This window comes from Acinetobacter sp. RF14B, from assembly GCF_006864105.1.
Classification (GTDB): domain Bacteria; phylum Pseudomonadota; class Gammaproteobacteria; order Pseudomonadales; family Moraxellaceae; genus Acinetobacter; species Acinetobacter lwoffii_C.
The window spans coordinates 1-16,433 of record NZ_SMTB01000005.1; the positions used below are offsets into that span (position 1 = coordinate 1).

The window sequence follows — 16,433 nt, forward strand, 5'->3', positions numbered from 1 at the left end:
CTTCTTGAGTAAGATGAGTATAGTTCATGATGCAACTTTGACTTTGGTCGGTCGGAAGCAAAATGCTAGCTCATCTTGCTCCCTTTCAATAATTTAATCTCTGTTGCACTTCATTTGAGAATCCAAGGGACATAAAAAAAGACCATTCAGCATGGTCTTTAAGAGGACATGATCAGACTTCAATCATTTCGAAATCAGCTTTTGATACGCCACAATCTGGGCAAGTCCAGTCATCTGGAATATCTTCCCATTTGGTACCGGCCACAATTCCATCCTGAGGCCACCCCAGTGCTTCGTCGTAAATCCATCCACATACGATGCATTGATATTTTTTCATATAACTCTCCAAAACTGACCAACTGTAGGAGTCAGCTAAAAACTATAACGTGCACGACTCTAAAATAATATGACTTTAATAGTGAACATATTGGGCTAAATTTTTACGCAGTTCCGTTCAGAAAGTAAAGCGAATAAGAGTTTAAACAGTGAAATTAAGATCGGAATGGCAACTCAGGCCAAATTTTATCGATGAAAGGGCTAAATCTGTATTTTAAGCATACGGTCAGAGCAGCACGATTCAGCCCAAAATCAAAACCCACCAAAGTATTCAGGAGACTGTATATTTCTTAAAAGATTTTGATGTGATGGTTTTTTAATCAATTTGTGCGATTTTAGAAAATATTTTTAAAAAATAAATTACATTATTAATATCAAAATCTTATAATCTAATATTGTCTTATATTTAGGCGTTTGTCCTTGTTTGTTTTGACCCTTTAGTCTAATATACAACTATTCATTTTCATGTTTAAGAATCTCCCATGAGCAATTTGTCTACTTCATTGTGGTCTAACATTCGTACTGTTCAGGATTTCCCAAAACCGGGGATCTGTTTCTTTGACCTGACACCTTTATTCACCAGCGATATTAGTCAACTCACTGATGCATTAATCGAGAGCATTCCAGCTGACAAACTGGCAGCAGTAGATAGCTTTCTAGCCGTAGAAGCGCGTGGCTTTGTACTGGCCAGCTTATTGGCACAGCGTACAGGCAAGGGCTTATTGTTAGTGCGTAAAGCTGGCAAGCTACCGCCTCCAGTGATTGGGGTGGGGTATAGCCTGGAGTATGGGGTGGACCGTCTGGAAACGTCTGCTGAAATTGAGCCACAAAAAATCATTATTGTAGATGATGTTCTGGCGACTGGCGGTACATTAAAGGCAGTAAATGAACTGGCTAAAAAATGTCAGCATGAAGTATTGGGTGCCAGTGTTTTCCTCGATTTGCCTGATTCGCATGCAAACCTGGGCTTAGAAATCTGGTCAGTACTGGATGATAAATCTCAACCTAAGGTTGCGGTGGCTTAAGTTAAATAGATCTGGATTTCCAGATCAAAGCTCCTCAGTCAAACCGTCCAGTTTTGGGAAGGCAGATGAACGAGGAGCTTTTTTATTGTCTGATAAAGTGCTTTTCGATTTCCTGAATCAGTTGATTGAGCTGTTCGGGGTGTGCTAGACGATGATGACCCCCTTCAATTGCCTGAATTTGCATATAGTCTTCGAGGCAGATCTGTACAGCATGCATATCCAGGATCTCATCGCCCAGTTCAAGATAGGCAAATTGTGGAATATCATGCTGTAAATCCTTATCAGAAATGATCGGATAATCATCACGGAAATTTGGTTGCAGACTCGGATTTGCTACGATACAGGGGAGTTGATGGGCCTGTGACATTTTGAGTGCCCAATATCCTCCCAGGCTGTGGCCAACCAGAATATCCGGCTTAATCATTTTAATAGTGTCATGATAAAAATCGGCCACGGAGCTATAGCTCAGATTGCGGTAATCCACATCAATACAGTATTTTTGTGTTGTATTAATTGCGTGAAATTTCGAAGATTTTTTACAAGAGTCCAAGCCATGCAAAAATAAGATTTTAGACATATTTTTTACTCATTCTTATCCGACATGCCAAAGTCATTAGTTCGTGATTGAAAGATGAGTTTCAATCTGGGTACTAGCTTAAAAGCTGGCAGCATAAAAAACAGTTAGCTATTGGTCTAATTTCAGGAAAGACAGCCGCCGCAATCGAAGTTGCTATTGAATATATGAAGCTTGGCTTTAATAAAAGAAGAAATCGCTTTCAAAAATGAACGAGAGCCGGACTAAAAAGCGATAAAGAGAAAAAATAAAAAGAGCTATATACTGCAAATTTTCTTCAGAAAAGCCAATTCCACCCAGTCTTTAAGCTACGATTCGACCGGGGAATCTGCTATTCTATGTAACTTCTATTTTTCAACTATTTTTATTCGAGGCAGAGATGACGCAAAATAACGCTCAATCGACTTCTGAACAAATCATTTCCGAAAACGATTTAATTGCACAGCGTCATGCCAAGTTAAAGCAAATCGAAAGCCAAGCCCAAGAAAATGGCAAAAGTCCGTGGCCAAATACCTTTAAGCGCGAGCATTATGCACAAGATTTGCAAATCCAGTTTGCTGATAAATCTAAAGAAGAAATTGAAGCTGGTGAAAAGGTATATGTCAAAGTTGCGGGCCGTGTAATGTTAAACCGTGGATCATTCATCGTGATCCAGGACATGACCGGTCGTATCCAGCTATATGTTGCCCGTAAAGAGCTATCCGCAGATGTACTGGCCACCATCAAAGGACTTGATCTGGGAGATATCATCGCAGTAGAAGGCTATATTGGCCGTTCTGGAAAAGGCGATCTCTATGTTCATATCGAACAATTTGAATTATTGACCAAATCTCTGCGTCCACTGCCAGACAAATTTCATGGTCTGAATGATACTGAAGTTAAGTATCGCAAACGTTATCTTGACCTGATCGTTAACGAAGAAACACGTAAAGCCTTTGAAATTCGGGCCAAGGTGGTTTCAGGGATTCGTGCTTTCCTGACTGAAAAACGTTATATGGAAGTCGAAACACCAATGATGCACGTGATTCCAGGCGGAGCGTCTGCACGTCCGTTTGAAACCCATCATAATGCCCTGGATATGCCGCTGTTCTTGCGTATTGCGCCTGAGCTGTACTTAAAGCGTTTGGTGGTCGGTGGTTTTGAGCGTGTGTTTGAAATTAACCGTAACTTCCGTAATGAAGGGGTGTCGACACGTCATAATCCGGAATTCACCATGATTGAATTCTACCAGGCGTATGCAGATTATAAAGACCTGATGGAATTGACCGAACAAATGCTGGAAAAGCTGGCAATTGATATTCTGGGTACAACTGATGTGCCTTATGGTGATGAAGTTTATAACTTCAAAGGACCATTCAAGAAAATTTCGATGTTCGATGCCATTCTTGAGCACAATCCGCAATTCACGCCTGAAAATGTCAATGATCGTGAGTTCTTGGCAAAATTTGTTCAGGAAGAACTAAAAGAGCAGGTGAAACCTGGTTTTGGTTTGGGTAAGCTACAAACAATTGTGTTTGAAGAAACCGTTGAAACTAAACTGCGTCAGCCGACTTTTATTACGGAATATCCAGCGGAAACCTCTCCATTGGCACGTCGTAATGATGATAATCCACATATTACAGACCGTTTTGAATTCTTTATTGGTGGTCGTGAGCTGGCCAATGGTTTCTCGGAGTTAAATGACCCGATTGACCAGGCAGAACGCTTCCAGGCACAGGTGGCTGAGAAAGATGCTGGCGATGATGAAGCCATGCACTATGATGCTGACTTCATTGAAGCGCTGGAATATGGCTTGCCTCCAACCGCAGGTGAAGGGATTGGAATTGACCGTCTGGTTATGTTGTTCGCCAATGCACCAAGTATCCGCGACGTGATTTTATTCCCGCATATGCGTCATAAAAATTAATAGCTGATCTACCCTAATAACCCACCTTCGCGTGGGTTATTTTTTTTGAAAATAGGGCTTGTTGCCTGAGTAAAAAACCATAGTTTAATCGCTGAAAATTAATATAAGAGTGGTTGTGGTGAAGCTGAAAAATGATTTCTGCAGGTGCTGAGATTCGTTTTGCGCGGATGAACCGTTTATCAGGACGTCTTGTTGGCTAAGGTGAGCCGGAGCGTGGTGCGGAAAACAATGCTGCCTTTGCTTTTGATGATGAGATGAAGGCACTTGATCTCATGCTATTGTATTCGTCAGGATATGCCACTTAAAATGAATGCTTGGCTCGGTGATTCTGACGCCAATAGCCGGATGGCGGAGTATCTTCAGGTATTGAAACTCCTTTAGAAGGTGGTTTATTTAGTATTAATTTTTAAGACTTGAGCTTTAAAAATCCTGCCAACCGGGCGGGATTTTTTAGCCCATACACGCCTATAAAAATAACAGACAAAAAAAACGCAATGATTGGGGTTGTCATTGCGTAGAAAAAGGAATGTCCTTTTAAACAAACCAAAACTAACTGTGGAGAGAGTTAAGCTTGATTCCTTCTATGTGATTTATAGTAAAGCCCAACCTAAGATGACTCATCAGTATTCATGTTAATAGATGTTAAATAAGGTAAAAATTATGGAGAATATGTGGGTAAACCCATAGCTCAGTGGTGATTTAGGCGGTAAAAAAAAGCCCTTCCTGGGGAAGAGCTTTTCTTTAAACCTGCAGCATGAATTAGAAGCGGAATACGCCTAGGCCTGCTTTTACTTCATCTAGTGTGGCCTGCGTAATATCACGGCATTTGTCTGTACCGGTTTTCAGGATATCCATGATGTAATCCGGATCTTTCGCTAGCTCTATCCGGCGTTCGCGGATCGGACCGATCAATTCTTTAAGAATCCCTTCCAGACGCTTTTTCACGGTACCATCGCCCAAGCCACCACGACGATAATGCGCTTTCAATTCTTCCAGTTCTTCTTTATTTGGGTCAAACGCATCCAGATAAGTAAATACGATATTACCTTCCACTTGGCCCGGATCTTCAATACGCAGATGGTTTGGATCGGTATACATGGCATTTACGGCTTTTTTAATGTCTTTATCAGAAGCATCCAGCACAATGGTATTGCCCAGAGATTTTGACATTTTCGCCTTGCCGTCAAAACCTGGTAAGCGGCTCATGTTAGACAGCAGAGCTTTACATTCAGGTAAGAGTTCATGACCAATCTGGCGGTTCAAACGACGTACGATTTCGTTGGTCTGTTCGATCATCGGAATCTGATCTTCACCAACTGGAACGACAGTGGCCTTAAATGCAGTAATATCGGCCGCTTGAGCTACCGGATAGCACAGGAAACCTGCCGGAATATCACGTTCAAAACCACGCAGCTGGATTTCAGCTTTAATGGTCGGGTTACGCTCCAGACGGGAAACTGTCACAAAGTTTAAATACAGCATGGTCAGTTCATTCAAGGCTGGTAAGCATGACTGAACACAAATTGTGGTTTTGGTCGGATCAATCCCGACTGCCAGATAATCCGTTGCGACTTCAATAATATTGCGGCGTACTTTTTCAAAGTTATCTGCATTATCGGTCAGAGCTTGAGCATCAGCGAGTAATAAATGCTGGTGATGAGAGTCTTGCAAGCCGACACGTGAGCGTAATGAACCGACAAAGTGACCGAGGTGAAGTTGTCCGGTAGGACGGTCGCCAGTCAGGATCACTGGACGATTATCTTGATTACTCATTTTTTATTCCAAAAGGGTAGTCAGTATGACTTCTAAATATGAATGAATGGCAATATTGTACGGCATTCTGTTTTTGAATGTCAGCCACTAAAAAGCCTGAATAAAAAAATCTTATTAATTAAACAAGTGAATACAATCTTTTTTTAGAATTGTGATTAAAATAATTTGAAATAGGATAAGGATAATAAATATGGCGAGCAGTTTACTTATATTATTAGATGATATTGCTACGGTCCTGGATGATGTGGCTGTCATGAGCAAAATGGCAGCGAAAAAAACGGCAGGGGTGTTGGGAGATGATTTAGCTCTCAATGCGCAACAAGTCAGTGGGGTACGTTCAGACCGTGAGCTTCCGGTGGTGTGGTCTGTTGCCAAAGGTTCATTTGTCAATAAGCTTATTCTTGTTCCTGCTGCCCTATTGATTAGTGTAGTTGCTCCCTGGCTGATTACACCACTGCTAATGATAGGTGGCTTATTTCTTTGTTATGAGGGCGTGGAAAAAGTCCTGCATAGCATACAGCACAAAAAAGCCAAAACCGGAGAAGCTGCTAGCCAAGAATTAACCACCATAGAAACCGATCTGGTGACGTTTGAAAAAGACAAAATTAAAGGGGCAGTACGAACAGATTTTATTTTGTCTGCGGAAATTGTGGTGATTTCATTAGGAACAGTGGCTACAGCTGCTTTTGGTACCAAAGTGATGGTGCTGTCAGTCATTGCAATTTTGATGACCGTCGGTGTGTATGGTTTTGTGGCAATGATTGTCAAAATTGATGATTTAGGGCTGTATTTAACTAAGCAAGCCTCTTCATTAAAGCAAAGTATTGGGCGTGGCTTATTGGCTTTTGCACCAAAATTGATGAAGACCCTAACTATTGTAGGCACCATCGCCATGTTTTTGGTAGGTGGTGGCATTATTAGTCACGGGGTACCTTTATTACATCATTTCATGGAAGGCTCGGTTGATTATGCTGAGCATATTCCAACGGTGGGTACTATTGTGGGAGCATTAACACCGACCTTGATTAACTTGGTGATTGGCTTTATAGCTGGCTTGGTTGTACTGGGTGTGGTGGCTGGGATTCAGAAAATTTGGCCCAAATCAAAACAAGCATAATCCTTATAAATTCGATAACATACAGTGAATTAGAAAAAAGGAAAATTCCTATGCGCTGGAAAGGACGTCGTGTCAGTACGAATGTGGAAGACCGTCGCGGTGGTGGTGGGGCTAAAGCGGGCGGCATCAGTATTTTAGGGTTGATAGTGGCTTTTGTGGCATGGAAATTCTTTGGTGTTGATCCTCAACAAGCCTATCAAGCCACCAAGCAAGTAACCTCCCAATCCCAGCCGGCTGAAACCCAAGGCTTGGAGCATCCTACGCCTGAGCAGCAGGAAGCGATAGATTTTGTGGGCACTGTGCTGGCCGATACTGAGGATACCTGGAATCAGGTATTTCAGCAGCAGCTGAATAAACAATATGTGCCGCCGAAACTGGTGCTTTTTAATGAGGTGGTGAATTCAGGTTGTGGTACTGCACAATCTGCCATGGGACCATTTTATTGTCCGGCCGACCAGAAGGTTTATATTGATACAGCATTCTTTAAAGATATGCGTACCCAGATGGGCATTAGTGGTGAACAGAATACTACCGAGCTGTCCCGTACGGATCAGGCGGGCGACTTTGCCCAAGCCTATGTAGTGGCTCATGAAGTGGGACACCATATTCAAACCATTTTAGGTATTTCCTCCCAGGTTCAGCAGGCGCGCCGTCAAAGCAGTGAAGTTGAGGGTAATCAGCTTTCAGTACGACAGGAATTACAGGCTGATTGCCTGGCGGGTGTATGGGCGCATCATAATCAGCAGCGCACCCAGTTTCTTGAGGCAGGAGATGTGGAAGAAGCGATGGACGCAGCACATAAAATTGGTGATGACTATTTACAAAAGCGGGCACGTGGACAAGTAGTCCCTGATAGTTTTACGCATGGTAGCAGTGCACAGCGTGTACACTGGTTTAATACCGGCCTGAAATCTGGTCAACTGGCCAACTGTGATAGCTTTAATCAAACGATCTAATGACGAAGAGCAAGGGAATGCTGATTCCCTTGTTTCATTTGTTGAGAAACTGCCGGAAGTTTCTTAAAATTTTTAGACTTACAAATAGAGCGGCCAAAGCAAATAAAGCCACGACTACGACGATAAACTTTAAATGGTAAATATCATTTTTATAAAACTGCTGTAGCTCCTGCGGAGAGTAATTAAAGTGACTCACCTGGCCACTGCGGCTCTCCCGGTACTGAATATTTTTAATATAGAAAAAATTACCAGCCTTAATTAAATCAATAGTCTGAATCTGACGGGTGTGCGACTGGTTATAATCATCCGTACATAAAGCCGGATAATGATCACAACTGATTTTGGCAATATAACCATTTCCGGCGATCAAAATAAAAATCGTATTGTCCGGTTTTTGATTATTGGACAGCAGCACGTACTGGGTGTGAGGATCACTTTTCAAGGAAAGAGGGGTGGCTTGCTGATAGTGCTGTTCTGCATTCATGATGTCCCGGACCTTGATAAAACAGGTCAAAACAAGGGAAAGCGTAACAATAAAAATAACCGCAGCAAAACACAGGCGAAAGATGGTTTTAACAGTTTGATGCATGGGAGAAGATTTCAAAACAGAAGGAAAGTAAAGAGGTGTTCTAGGGTGTATATTAAATCGGCATTTGTAAGAATTGCAAAAAAACTTAACTCAATTTTCAATAAAAGCAGATTAAACTTGTTTTGTTAAAATATTTTGCTTTTTCAATTTTTATTTCAAGTGAACCCGCGACCTAGTATTGCCTGATTTTGCCATCATTTAGGACACCGAATGGGAAGTTTCTTTTTTCTACAACTTTTGACAGTGGTTTTTGCGCTGTCAATTGCCACCACCATGTTCAACAAGCGTGTTTTAGGTTTTCCTCAGGCGATTGGTGTTCCGATTGTATCGGCAATTTTTGTCTTTATCTTGCAATGGGGTGCCAGCCTTTTGCACGGCAATCCATTTTTCAGTATCAATATTGAAAATATCGAGCAGGCAGTTCGAAATGTTGATTTTTATGATTTTCTGATCAATGGAGTAATCTGTTTTATTTTAACTTCTTCGGCACTGAAGTTTAAGGTATCCGATCTGCAAAATCATTGGCGGCCGATAGGAATTCTTGCCAGTCTGGCCTTGGTATTTTGTGCAGTCCTGTTTGGTACGCTCTTATATGGTTATCAATTCTTAATTGGCAAGCATGTTGATTTGCTGGTATTACTTTTACTGGGGGCGGCTTTAGGGGCGACCGACCCGATTGGTATCAAAGGTGTATTGAGTTCGGTACGGGCACCGCATCATTTAATTGTGAAACTGGAAGGCGAATCCCTGTTTAATGATGCAATGTGTATTGCCTTATTCATGACTTTGTTAAATGTCTTACAGGGCGAAAACTTTACCTTGGTCGGCGTATTACAGACCCTGTTCTATGAAATTGTCGTGGCGGTGCTAATTGGCCTGATCTTTGGTGCAGCCATTTTACGTTTGTTGCGTGGCAAGCATGAGATGGAATCTTTAATTTTGACCACAGCCTTATTGGCCTGTGGTTCCTATCTGGTTGCTTTGCTGGCTCATGCATCGGCACCAATTGCCTGTGTTATTGGGGGGTTGATTGTCGGAAATAAATGGAAGGAAATTCTGGCGTATGCCGAAATCGAGGATGTCAATCACTTCTGGCACACCGTTGAAGGCATTATCAATTCTTTCCTGTTTACTTTAATTGGACTAGAACTTTTTATTCTCGACCTGAGTGCTAGTCTGGTACTGGGTGGAATTGTCGCCTTTATCATTCTGCATCTGACCCGGTTTGCTGCGAATCATCTGGCCTTTGCCTTATTTCCAAAAATAAGCAAGAAAAGCTATAACGGCAGTTTAACCATTCTGTCTTGGGGTGGCGTACGTGGCGGGATCTCCCTAGCCTTGATTCTTGCTGTTGCCAATATTCCTCAGCTGGAAGCTTATAGCAGTATTCTGGTAGGTTATACTTTTATTGCCGTATTACTTTCAGGGGTGGTCTGTGGTTTGGGTCTACCTGCCGTCATGAATGCTTTTTATTATAATCCCTATGAAGAGACTCAAGGCTTTAAGGGCTGGTATCAACGAATGTGCCATAAGTTGAACCGTAAGGGGTTCAAATACATCGTAGGGGAAGATGAATATGGCAATGAAACCATTACCATCTATCAGCCTGAAGTGCTGATTGATCAAAAAGATGCTGATGGCGTGACCAGTGTACATCATCCTGAAAAAGCACAGGAAGTGAAACGTCTGGAAAATCCGGATAATTTCTAGTATGGCATCGCTCAACAGGAATAGTCTGACTCTTGAAGACTTGCGAAGTGTTATTAAAATGAGATTGTTGTTGAGTCACCTAATACCATGAAAAGTCAGGCAAGCCGGGAAATGGCGGAGATGATTCTGGCGGTAATCAGTCAAATTCCTTATGGCAGAGTTGCGACGTATGGACAGATTGCAAAACTGGCAGGCTTAGCCAAACATGCTCGTCTGGTCGGTAAGGTATTAAGTCAGTTGGATGAAGGTACAGATCTACCTTGGTATCGTGTCATTAATGCGCAAGGAAAATTAAGCTTAAACAAACTGGATATCGAAGGTCAGAATATTCAGCAGCTTCGGTTAGGTCAGGAGGGGGTGTGTGTGAATCAGGGTAGAGTGAATTTAAAACAATATCAGTGGGATGGCAGGAGTTAAAAATAAAATTCCTCACTTTCGGAAAAATGAGGAATGAAGGAAAAATAATTTATTTACGCACCACCATCACCGGAATATCTGCTTGACCCAACACACTTTGCGCTACGCTGCCCAAGAACAGTTTCTTGAAGCCGGTACGGCCATGTGAACCAATCACGATCAGGTCAGCATTTAAAGACTGAGCTGCCTTAGCGATTTCACTATAAATCACTTGGCCTTCGAGCAGTTGAGTTTCGACCTCCAAACCTGCATTAGAGAATCTGGCTTTTGCTTCTTCCAGCGTTTTAAGAATAGAAGTACGGGCACGTTCAATCAGGTCATTGGTTTGTGCAGCTGTAATATATTCAGCGGCGATATAAGGATCCAGAGCAAGTACTTGTACAACCGTAACTTTACTATTAAAGGCTTTGGCAAGTTCTACTGCCTTGTCCACTGCTGCATATGATATTTCTGAGCCGTCGATTGGTACTAAAATATGTTCAAATGACACGAGAATTCTCCTTGTGAGAAATAAAGTCTTATAAAAATGTGACGCCTTAAAACGGGTACGAATTGTTGTTTATACTTTGATCATAGCCTGTATTTTATAAAAATAAAACCAAGTAAATACATAGGTATAACGTCTAATAGACTAAAGGCTTATTTTTTTAAAAAAATGTATTTTCCCCAGCACTTATTTTTGATCCGGATCAAGGTTGTGGTGTTCAAGAGCAAGTGAATAGAAGCTACTCGACTCTCACTCACATTGCACGGCATTCAGATCAAGTTTGATCTTGGGCGCAAGCTGTTCGTAACGCTGTAAAATCATGGCCGTTTCATCTCCATGAATCTTCTCTTGTAACTGCTGGATTTTATGTTCGCTTACAGAACGACCGGCACAATATAAAGCAATCTGATTTTCCTGAGTGATGGTCCATTGTTGGCTCTGATCATACTCGGCAAAGCGGTTGATTTTTTGTTGGGCTTTGCTCAATTGTACCAAGGCACGTTTTTGCTGCATGCTTAAGAGTTGATGATGATTGATCCATTGCGCTACGTCACGTCTCACTCCATTGTAATCAACAAAAATAGGCGAAATGATCTGGCAGGCAGGGAGACTCGCCAGACTGAGGAGGAGAATAAGGATTTTCATTTTATTCATTGAATAAAGCCTCTATGACTTAAATGGTGTTATGGCTATATGTATTAAACAGTATAAAAACTTTTTTGGCTAAAGTTTAAATGTTCAGTATTTATTTGCGTAAAGACTGAACATTTGTGTGTGAAAATGCTTGACGGTGGCTGTAGAACTAACGATAATGCGCACACAGTTTATGGCTATGTAGCTCAGTTGGTTAGAGCACCGCACTCATAATGCGGGGGTCACAGGTTCAAGTCCCGTCATAGCCACCATTTTAAAGACCAAGCTCTCAGCTTGGTCTCTTTTTTTCTAGTTCAAAATACAATTAAAAATTTCACTTAACTTTTAACATTATTTAAAAAAATAACTTCTAACTTCTAACTTCTAACTTCTAACTTCTAACTTCTAACTTCTGTTTTGTTATATTTAGCTTATTGAATTTTCTATCATAAAAAAATCGCCCAAGTCGAAGACCAGAGCGATTTAAAGTATCTAACAATGGTATTTTAAATACCTGCTTTCCAGCCATTTACGATTGGATAACGGCGTTCACGACCATAGGAGCGTGAACTGATACGAGGGCCAATTGCGGCTTGACGGCGTTTATATTCATTCACATCCACCAAACGAATGATTCTTTTCACAACTTCGGCATCAAAGCCTTTGGAAATAATATCATCCTGGCTCGAATCTTCTTCAATATATGAGTATAGAATAGCATCCAGAATTTCATATGGCGGCAAGGAGTCTTGATCAACCTGATCTGGACGCAGCTCGGCTGAAGGTGGACGTGTGATTACGCGCTCAGGAATAACCGGTGTTTCCGAAATGCTGTTACGGTATTTTGCTAGTTCAAACACAATGGTCTTATACACATCTTTCAGAACAGCAAACCCGCCGACCATATCACCATATAAAGTACAATAACCTACAGCCAGTTCAGATTTGTTGCCGGTGGCCAGTACGAGATTGCCAAACTTATTAGATAAAGCCATCAGCAAGGTGCCACGAGTACGGGCCTGCAGGTTTTCTTCAGTGGTATCTGCCGGAGCATTGCCAAAAAATGGATACAAGGTTTGCATAAAACTGTTAACCACTGGATTGATTTCGGCAATCCCAAAGGTCACCCCCATACTTTTCGCCTGTTCCGCCGCATCTTCGACACTAATTTGGGCGGTATAGGTATAAGGCATCATTACTGCTTGAACCTTGTCCGGGCCAATCGCATCCGCTGCAATTGCTAAAGTCAGGGCAGAATCAATCCCGCCGGAGAGGCCTAAAATCACTCCAGGAAAACCTGAACGCTGAACATAATCGCGTGTCGCCATCACCAGGCTTTGATAAATCTCAGCCATGGTGTCTAAAGTCGGGGTAATGGCCCCTTTGCTGAACTTTAACTGTTCAGCATCGAAGTCTGCAATGTATAACCCAGCTTCAAAGCTTGGTGCCTGTAAAGCCACATCACCTGATTTATTCAGTATGAAACTGGTTCCGTCAAAAATCAGATCATCCTGCCCACCCACCTGGTTACAGTACACCAGATTGATATTCAGCTGTTTTACCAGTGCAGTCATGGTGTCAATGCGGTGCTGTGGCTTGCCTACTTCGTAGGGAGACGCATTCAGTACCAAGGCAGTATCGATATTTAACTGTGCCAGTTGCTGTACAGTAGATAAGGACCAGATATCTTCACAAATCAATACGCCAAATTTATGTTCAAGATATTCAAATACCAGATGCTGATGACCTTGTTCAAAGTAGCGCTTTTCATCAAATACACTATAGTTTGGTAAGGTCTGTTTGTTGTAAATTCCTAATACTTCACCATCTTTCATGACGGCCGCAGCATTATAGCGCTGACCCTCTTCAGATTGATTGACAAAACCAAAGACCATCACAATATCTTTGACTTCGCTAAGTTTTTCAAAAGCCTGTTGAGTACGTTTGGCCAGACTTGGGCGAATTAATAAATCTTCTGCCGGATAGCCCAGAGTGGCGAGTTCAGGGAAAATAATCAGATCAGCTTTATCTTTTTTAGCCTGATTGGCCTGATCAATGATGGCCTGCGTATTTGCATCTAGATTGCCAACATGTGGAGAGAATTGAGCAATGGCAATTTTAAAACTTTTCATTCCAATTAAATCCTATTCCTATAGGTTAATACACTAAATTACTGATTTTTATAATTCTACTTATCCAGCTGAGTGCAGTTCGATACTAGCAAAAGCCAAATGGCCAAAATAAAAACGTCATTATCTCGCATAATCGTTACATTTTGATTTGCGAACTAAAAATATCATACTTGAGGTATTTTATCGCAATTTGGTTGAGAAGCTAGCGCTGATTTAAGAGAATTGCTGCCGATATGCAACGTTATTATAAAAAATCATTTGAATTGTTGTTTTTTTGCACCTTAATGGTAGACCGTTGAGAGCAATGGTGGTTGTGCAGACTTTTATTTAAACTGCTCTTAATTAATCTGAATCAGGGATAAGAAATTGACTTGAAAAAGATGGCAGAAAACTCTTGCGGAGGTATCACACAACCTATGCTTTCAGTCACAATGTTCGATTTTAAGCATTCACTCTGTGTTATTGATGACTTTTTTCAAAAATCGAAGCAGAGGGACGATTGAAACCTCAAAAAAGTTCAATGGGATGGTTGTTTGGCTGCAAACTGTATCTAATCACGAATCAATGAGGAAATATTGTAAGTACGGTTTTATGAATACGCATACAGCAGCCATGAAAATAGGTGAACAGTGGAGAGGGGGGATTAAAAGCAAAGCTCTATGCTAATTGTGGCGCTATGATTTAGAAATTAAAGAACAGATAAGAATTACAAGGTATTGATTTAATTATCTATCAGCGGAAGAAAATAGAATCTATTCAACTCCCTATATCAGATGAATATCACTTAAAGCAGTCTAACAAAATAGAAAATTATTCAGCTTATTACAAGAGAAATATAATTTCATCAGCAGTAAAGTGAGAGCTATTGATGGAGACTGAGCTGGATGTTATACATCTTGTTTATGTGCTTACTGATTATGCCATCAAGCTAAGCCAAGCATTCAAGTAATGCAATCTTGGTTTAGGTGGGATTCGAGTTATACTAAGATGCTAGTGGGTAGCTCAATGATTGCTATGCAATGAGTTTCGGTGTGCTGCCAATGAAAATTGGTTAAACATGGGTCACGATGCTTTTATGAAAAATGCATTTATAAGGTTATTTAAAAGTATTGTTCAGTACTCAATTTATTTTTTTTATAATTGGTTAAATATAAAGGAATTTCAATATAGAGGTCTAACTGAGGGCGAAGTAAATATTGCGAAAAAAGTATTCCATAATCTTATTAATTATAATGATGTGAAGATTTTTAATATACGTTATTTACCTTGGCAGCCTAAAAAAATATTGATGGCTCCAAATGGCAGGATATTTGTAAATCAAGAGTTGTTCGTCAAAGATTATTCTGAATGTTCAATTGCTATGCAAGGTGTATTTATCCATGAACTTGCCCATATACTTCAATATCAAAAACATAAGAACGTAGTGCTAAGAGGCTTTATTTTACAAAGTGCTTATTATTTTAGTTTTAAGCTATATAATCCATATAAATATAAATTGATCGAAGACAAGCTTTTTGAGCAATATAATATTGAGCAACAAGGTGATATTGCACGGGATATTTTTTTTGAAAAAATTCCTAATATTATTATTCAAAACTAGAGTAGATTATCAATGAAGCCAGACCATTGTTGAAGCCAGATAAAGCAATCACGGTATAGAGCTGTTTCAATAAATAATCGGTTATCTTTGGCAGTTATTCCAATACTACCTGCTCATCTAGCTAATAGACTTTAATCTACTTCCACTGATTATCTCTTAATATATGGCGTTGAGTCATAAAAGAATAATAAGGATTGATCAGATATTCTCAAGACAATTTATGACAGCCCTTAATCAGTCTAGAAGCCATATGTTTGGGCATAGTTTGAAAAAGGATGGTGAGGTAAATATGAGTTGCACAGGTCTGGGGCAGTATACTGCTCATGAGATCATGCTCTGGCAGAGAGGCTCTTCCGAAGTCTTAAAACGGCATAGATATACAAGCTTTGTTACTATTTCATTCAAGAAGCAAAAATAAATATTAAGCTCTATTTAATGGAATACTACAATTCATTGAAGCACATTAGTTTAGCCTTAGGGTCAGTCTTTATGAGACTGAACAAACACTTAAAACTATATCTAATATTTGTTGGATACTGTATTAAATAAAGAGAAAGTTAAGCTAAGATTAATGTTTTTAACATAGAGAAAAATAATGTCGCAAATAAAAGTTTATGCTTTAAGTGAAACAATAGAATTACATCGGGATAATTTAAGTAAAGCTATTCATCAAGCTTTAGTCAAAGAATTAAAATATCCTGAAGAAAAAAAGTTTCAACGCTTTATTTCATTAGAACCAAAAAATTTTGTTTATCCAGCAGATCGTAGTACATCTTATGTAATTATTGAAATTTCTATGTTTGATGGAAGAACAAAAGAGACTAAGAAAGCATTGATTAAGACTTTGTTCAAAAATATAAGCAATTTATGCGGTATTGATTCAAATGATATTGAAATCACTATATTTGAGACCTCTCAAGAAAACTGGGGGATTAGAGGGGAAAGTGCGGATGAGTCACAGCTGAATTATAGGATAAATATTTGATTTTAATACAAACGATATAGTGGGTATTAGGTGGAATTAAAAAAGTAGCCTTAAACCCTTATTTTTATGATTTGGATTAACATTTAAAGTACAACACCAAGTTCTTGAAGTATCTTTGATTTTTTGATTTTGATGGGTCTTAAATAAAGTACTATTTCATTTTTCCTGTTTCTGAAATCATTCCCTGTCACAC

Annotated in this window: 15 protein-coding genes and 1 tRNA gene; 9 read left to right on the forward strand and 7 right to left on the reverse strand. The window is 40.2% G+C overall.

Features of this window, described 5'->3' with window-relative positions; all coding sequences use genetic code 11:
• Nucleotides 1–172: 172 nt before the first annotated feature.
• The gene (gene rubA / locus E2K52_RS01670) at nucleotides 173–337 is read right to left on the reverse strand and encodes a rubredoxin RubA (protein ID WP_151203271.1); all 165 of its coding nucleotides are present in this window, start codon (nucleotides 335–337) and stop codon (nucleotides 173–175) included.
• Between the two features lie 481 nt (nucleotides 338–818).
• Here rubA and E2K52_RS01675 point away from each other — a divergent pair, with 481 nt between their 5' ends.
• Nucleotides 819–1,361 carry an adenine phosphoribosyltransferase gene (locus tag E2K52_RS01675; RefSeq protein ID WP_151203272.1) on the forward strand — a complete coding sequence of 181 codons (543 nt, stop codon included), beginning with the start codon at nucleotides 819–821 and terminating at the stop codon, nucleotides 1,359–1,361.
• An 82-nt stretch (nucleotides 1,362–1,443) separates the two neighbouring features.
• Here E2K52_RS01675 and E2K52_RS01680 read toward each other — a convergent pair whose 3' ends face one another.
• Nucleotides 1,444–1,938 carry a YqiA/YcfP family alpha/beta fold hydrolase gene (locus tag E2K52_RS01680; protein ID WP_151203273.1) on the reverse strand — a complete coding sequence of 165 codons (495 nt, stop codon included), beginning with the start codon at nucleotides 1,936–1,938 and terminating at the stop codon, nucleotides 1,444–1,446.
• Between the two features lie 376 nt (nucleotides 1,939–2,314).
• On the opposite strand from E2K52_RS01680, the gene lysS reads away from it, so the two are divergent.
• Entirely contained in the window at nucleotides 2,315–3,841 is a 1,527-nt protein-coding gene (gene lysS, locus E2K52_RS01685) for a lysine--tRNA ligase (RefSeq protein ID WP_151203274.1), read from the forward strand.
• Between the two features lie 759 nt (nucleotides 3,842–4,600).
• Here lysS and trpS read toward each other — a convergent pair.
• Nucleotides 4,601–5,614, reverse strand: a complete 1,014-nt coding sequence (gene trpS / locus E2K52_RS01690; protein WP_151203275.1) for a tryptophan--tRNA ligase — start codon at nucleotides 5,612–5,614, stop codon at nucleotides 4,601–4,603.
• A gap of 190 nt (nucleotides 5,615–5,804) precedes the next feature.
• Between trpS and E2K52_RS01695 the strand changes: the two genes are divergently transcribed.
• Both E2K52_RS01695 and E2K52_RS01700 read left to right on the forward strand, forming a co-directional pair.
• Nucleotides 5,805–6,731 carry a DUF808 domain-containing protein gene (locus tag E2K52_RS01695; RefSeq protein WP_151203276.1) on the forward strand — a complete coding sequence of 309 codons (927 nt, stop codon included), beginning with the start codon at nucleotides 5,805–5,807 and terminating at the stop codon, nucleotides 6,729–6,731.
• Nucleotides 6,732–6,781: 50 nt separating this feature from the next.
• A complete protein-coding gene (locus tag E2K52_RS01700; RefSeq protein ID WP_151203277.1) occupies nucleotides 6,782–7,687 on the forward strand; it encodes a neutral zinc metallopeptidase in 906 nt (301 codons plus the stop codon).
• Between the two features lie 34 nt (nucleotides 7,688–7,721).
• Here the strand turns inward: E2K52_RS01700 and E2K52_RS01705 are convergent, their stop codons facing one another.
• Nucleotides 7,722–8,276 (reverse strand): hypothetical protein, encoded by a 555-nt coding sequence (locus tag E2K52_RS01705; protein WP_151203278.1) that lies wholly within the window; start codon nucleotides 8,274–8,276, stop codon nucleotides 7,722–7,724.
• A gap of 210 nt (nucleotides 8,277–8,486) precedes the next feature.
• On the opposite strand from E2K52_RS01705, the gene E2K52_RS01710 reads away from it, so the two are divergent.
• Nucleotides 8,487–9,986: a cation:proton antiporter gene (locus E2K52_RS01710; protein ID WP_151203279.1), complete on the forward strand. Its 1,500-nt coding sequence runs from the start codon at nucleotides 8,487–8,489 to the stop codon at nucleotides 9,984–9,986.
• A 120-nt stretch (nucleotides 9,987–10,106) separates the two neighbouring features.
• Nucleotides 10,107–10,403, forward strand: a complete 297-nt coding sequence (locus E2K52_RS01715) for an MGMT family protein (RefSeq protein ID WP_151203325.1) — start codon at nucleotides 10,107–10,109, stop codon at nucleotides 10,401–10,403.
• Nucleotides 10,404–10,452: 49 nt separating this feature from the next.
• Here the strand turns inward: E2K52_RS01715 and E2K52_RS01720 are convergent, their stop codons facing one another.
• Both E2K52_RS01720 and E2K52_RS01725 read right to left on the reverse strand, forming a co-directional pair.
• Complete coding sequence (locus tag E2K52_RS01720; protein ID WP_151203280.1) at nucleotides 10,453–10,893, reverse strand: universal stress protein; 441 nt, start codon at nucleotides 10,891–10,893, stop codon at nucleotides 10,453–10,455.
• Between the two features lie 246 nt (nucleotides 10,894–11,139).
• Nucleotides 11,140–11,544, reverse strand: a complete 405-nt coding sequence (locus E2K52_RS01725) for a hypothetical protein (protein ID WP_151203281.1) — start codon at nucleotides 11,542–11,544, stop codon at nucleotides 11,140–11,142.
• A gap of 174 nt (nucleotides 11,545–11,718) precedes the next feature.
• On the opposite strand from E2K52_RS01725, the gene E2K52_RS01730 reads away from it, so the two are divergent.
• A tRNA-Met gene (locus tag E2K52_RS01730) sits at nucleotides 11,719–11,795 on the forward strand.
• A gap of 234 nt (nucleotides 11,796–12,029) precedes the next feature.
• Here E2K52_RS01730 and E2K52_RS01735 read toward each other — a convergent pair.
• Nucleotides 12,030–13,655 (reverse strand): NAD+ synthase, encoded by a 1,626-nt coding sequence (locus E2K52_RS01735; RefSeq protein ID WP_151203282.1) that lies wholly within the window; start codon nucleotides 13,653–13,655, stop codon nucleotides 12,030–12,032.
• A 1,057-nt stretch (nucleotides 13,656–14,712) separates the two neighbouring features.
• Between E2K52_RS01735 and E2K52_RS01740 the strand changes: the two genes are divergently transcribed.
• Nucleotides 14,713–15,255 (forward strand): hypothetical protein, encoded by a 543-nt coding sequence (locus tag E2K52_RS01740; protein WP_413772980.1) that lies wholly within the window; start codon nucleotides 14,713–14,715, stop codon nucleotides 15,253–15,255.
• Between the two features lie 595 nt (nucleotides 15,256–15,850).
• Entirely contained in the window at nucleotides 15,851–16,240 is a 390-nt protein-coding gene (locus E2K52_RS01745; protein ID WP_151203283.1) for a tautomerase family protein, read from the forward strand.
• The last annotated feature ends 193 nt before the right edge of the window (nucleotides 16,241–16,433 follow it).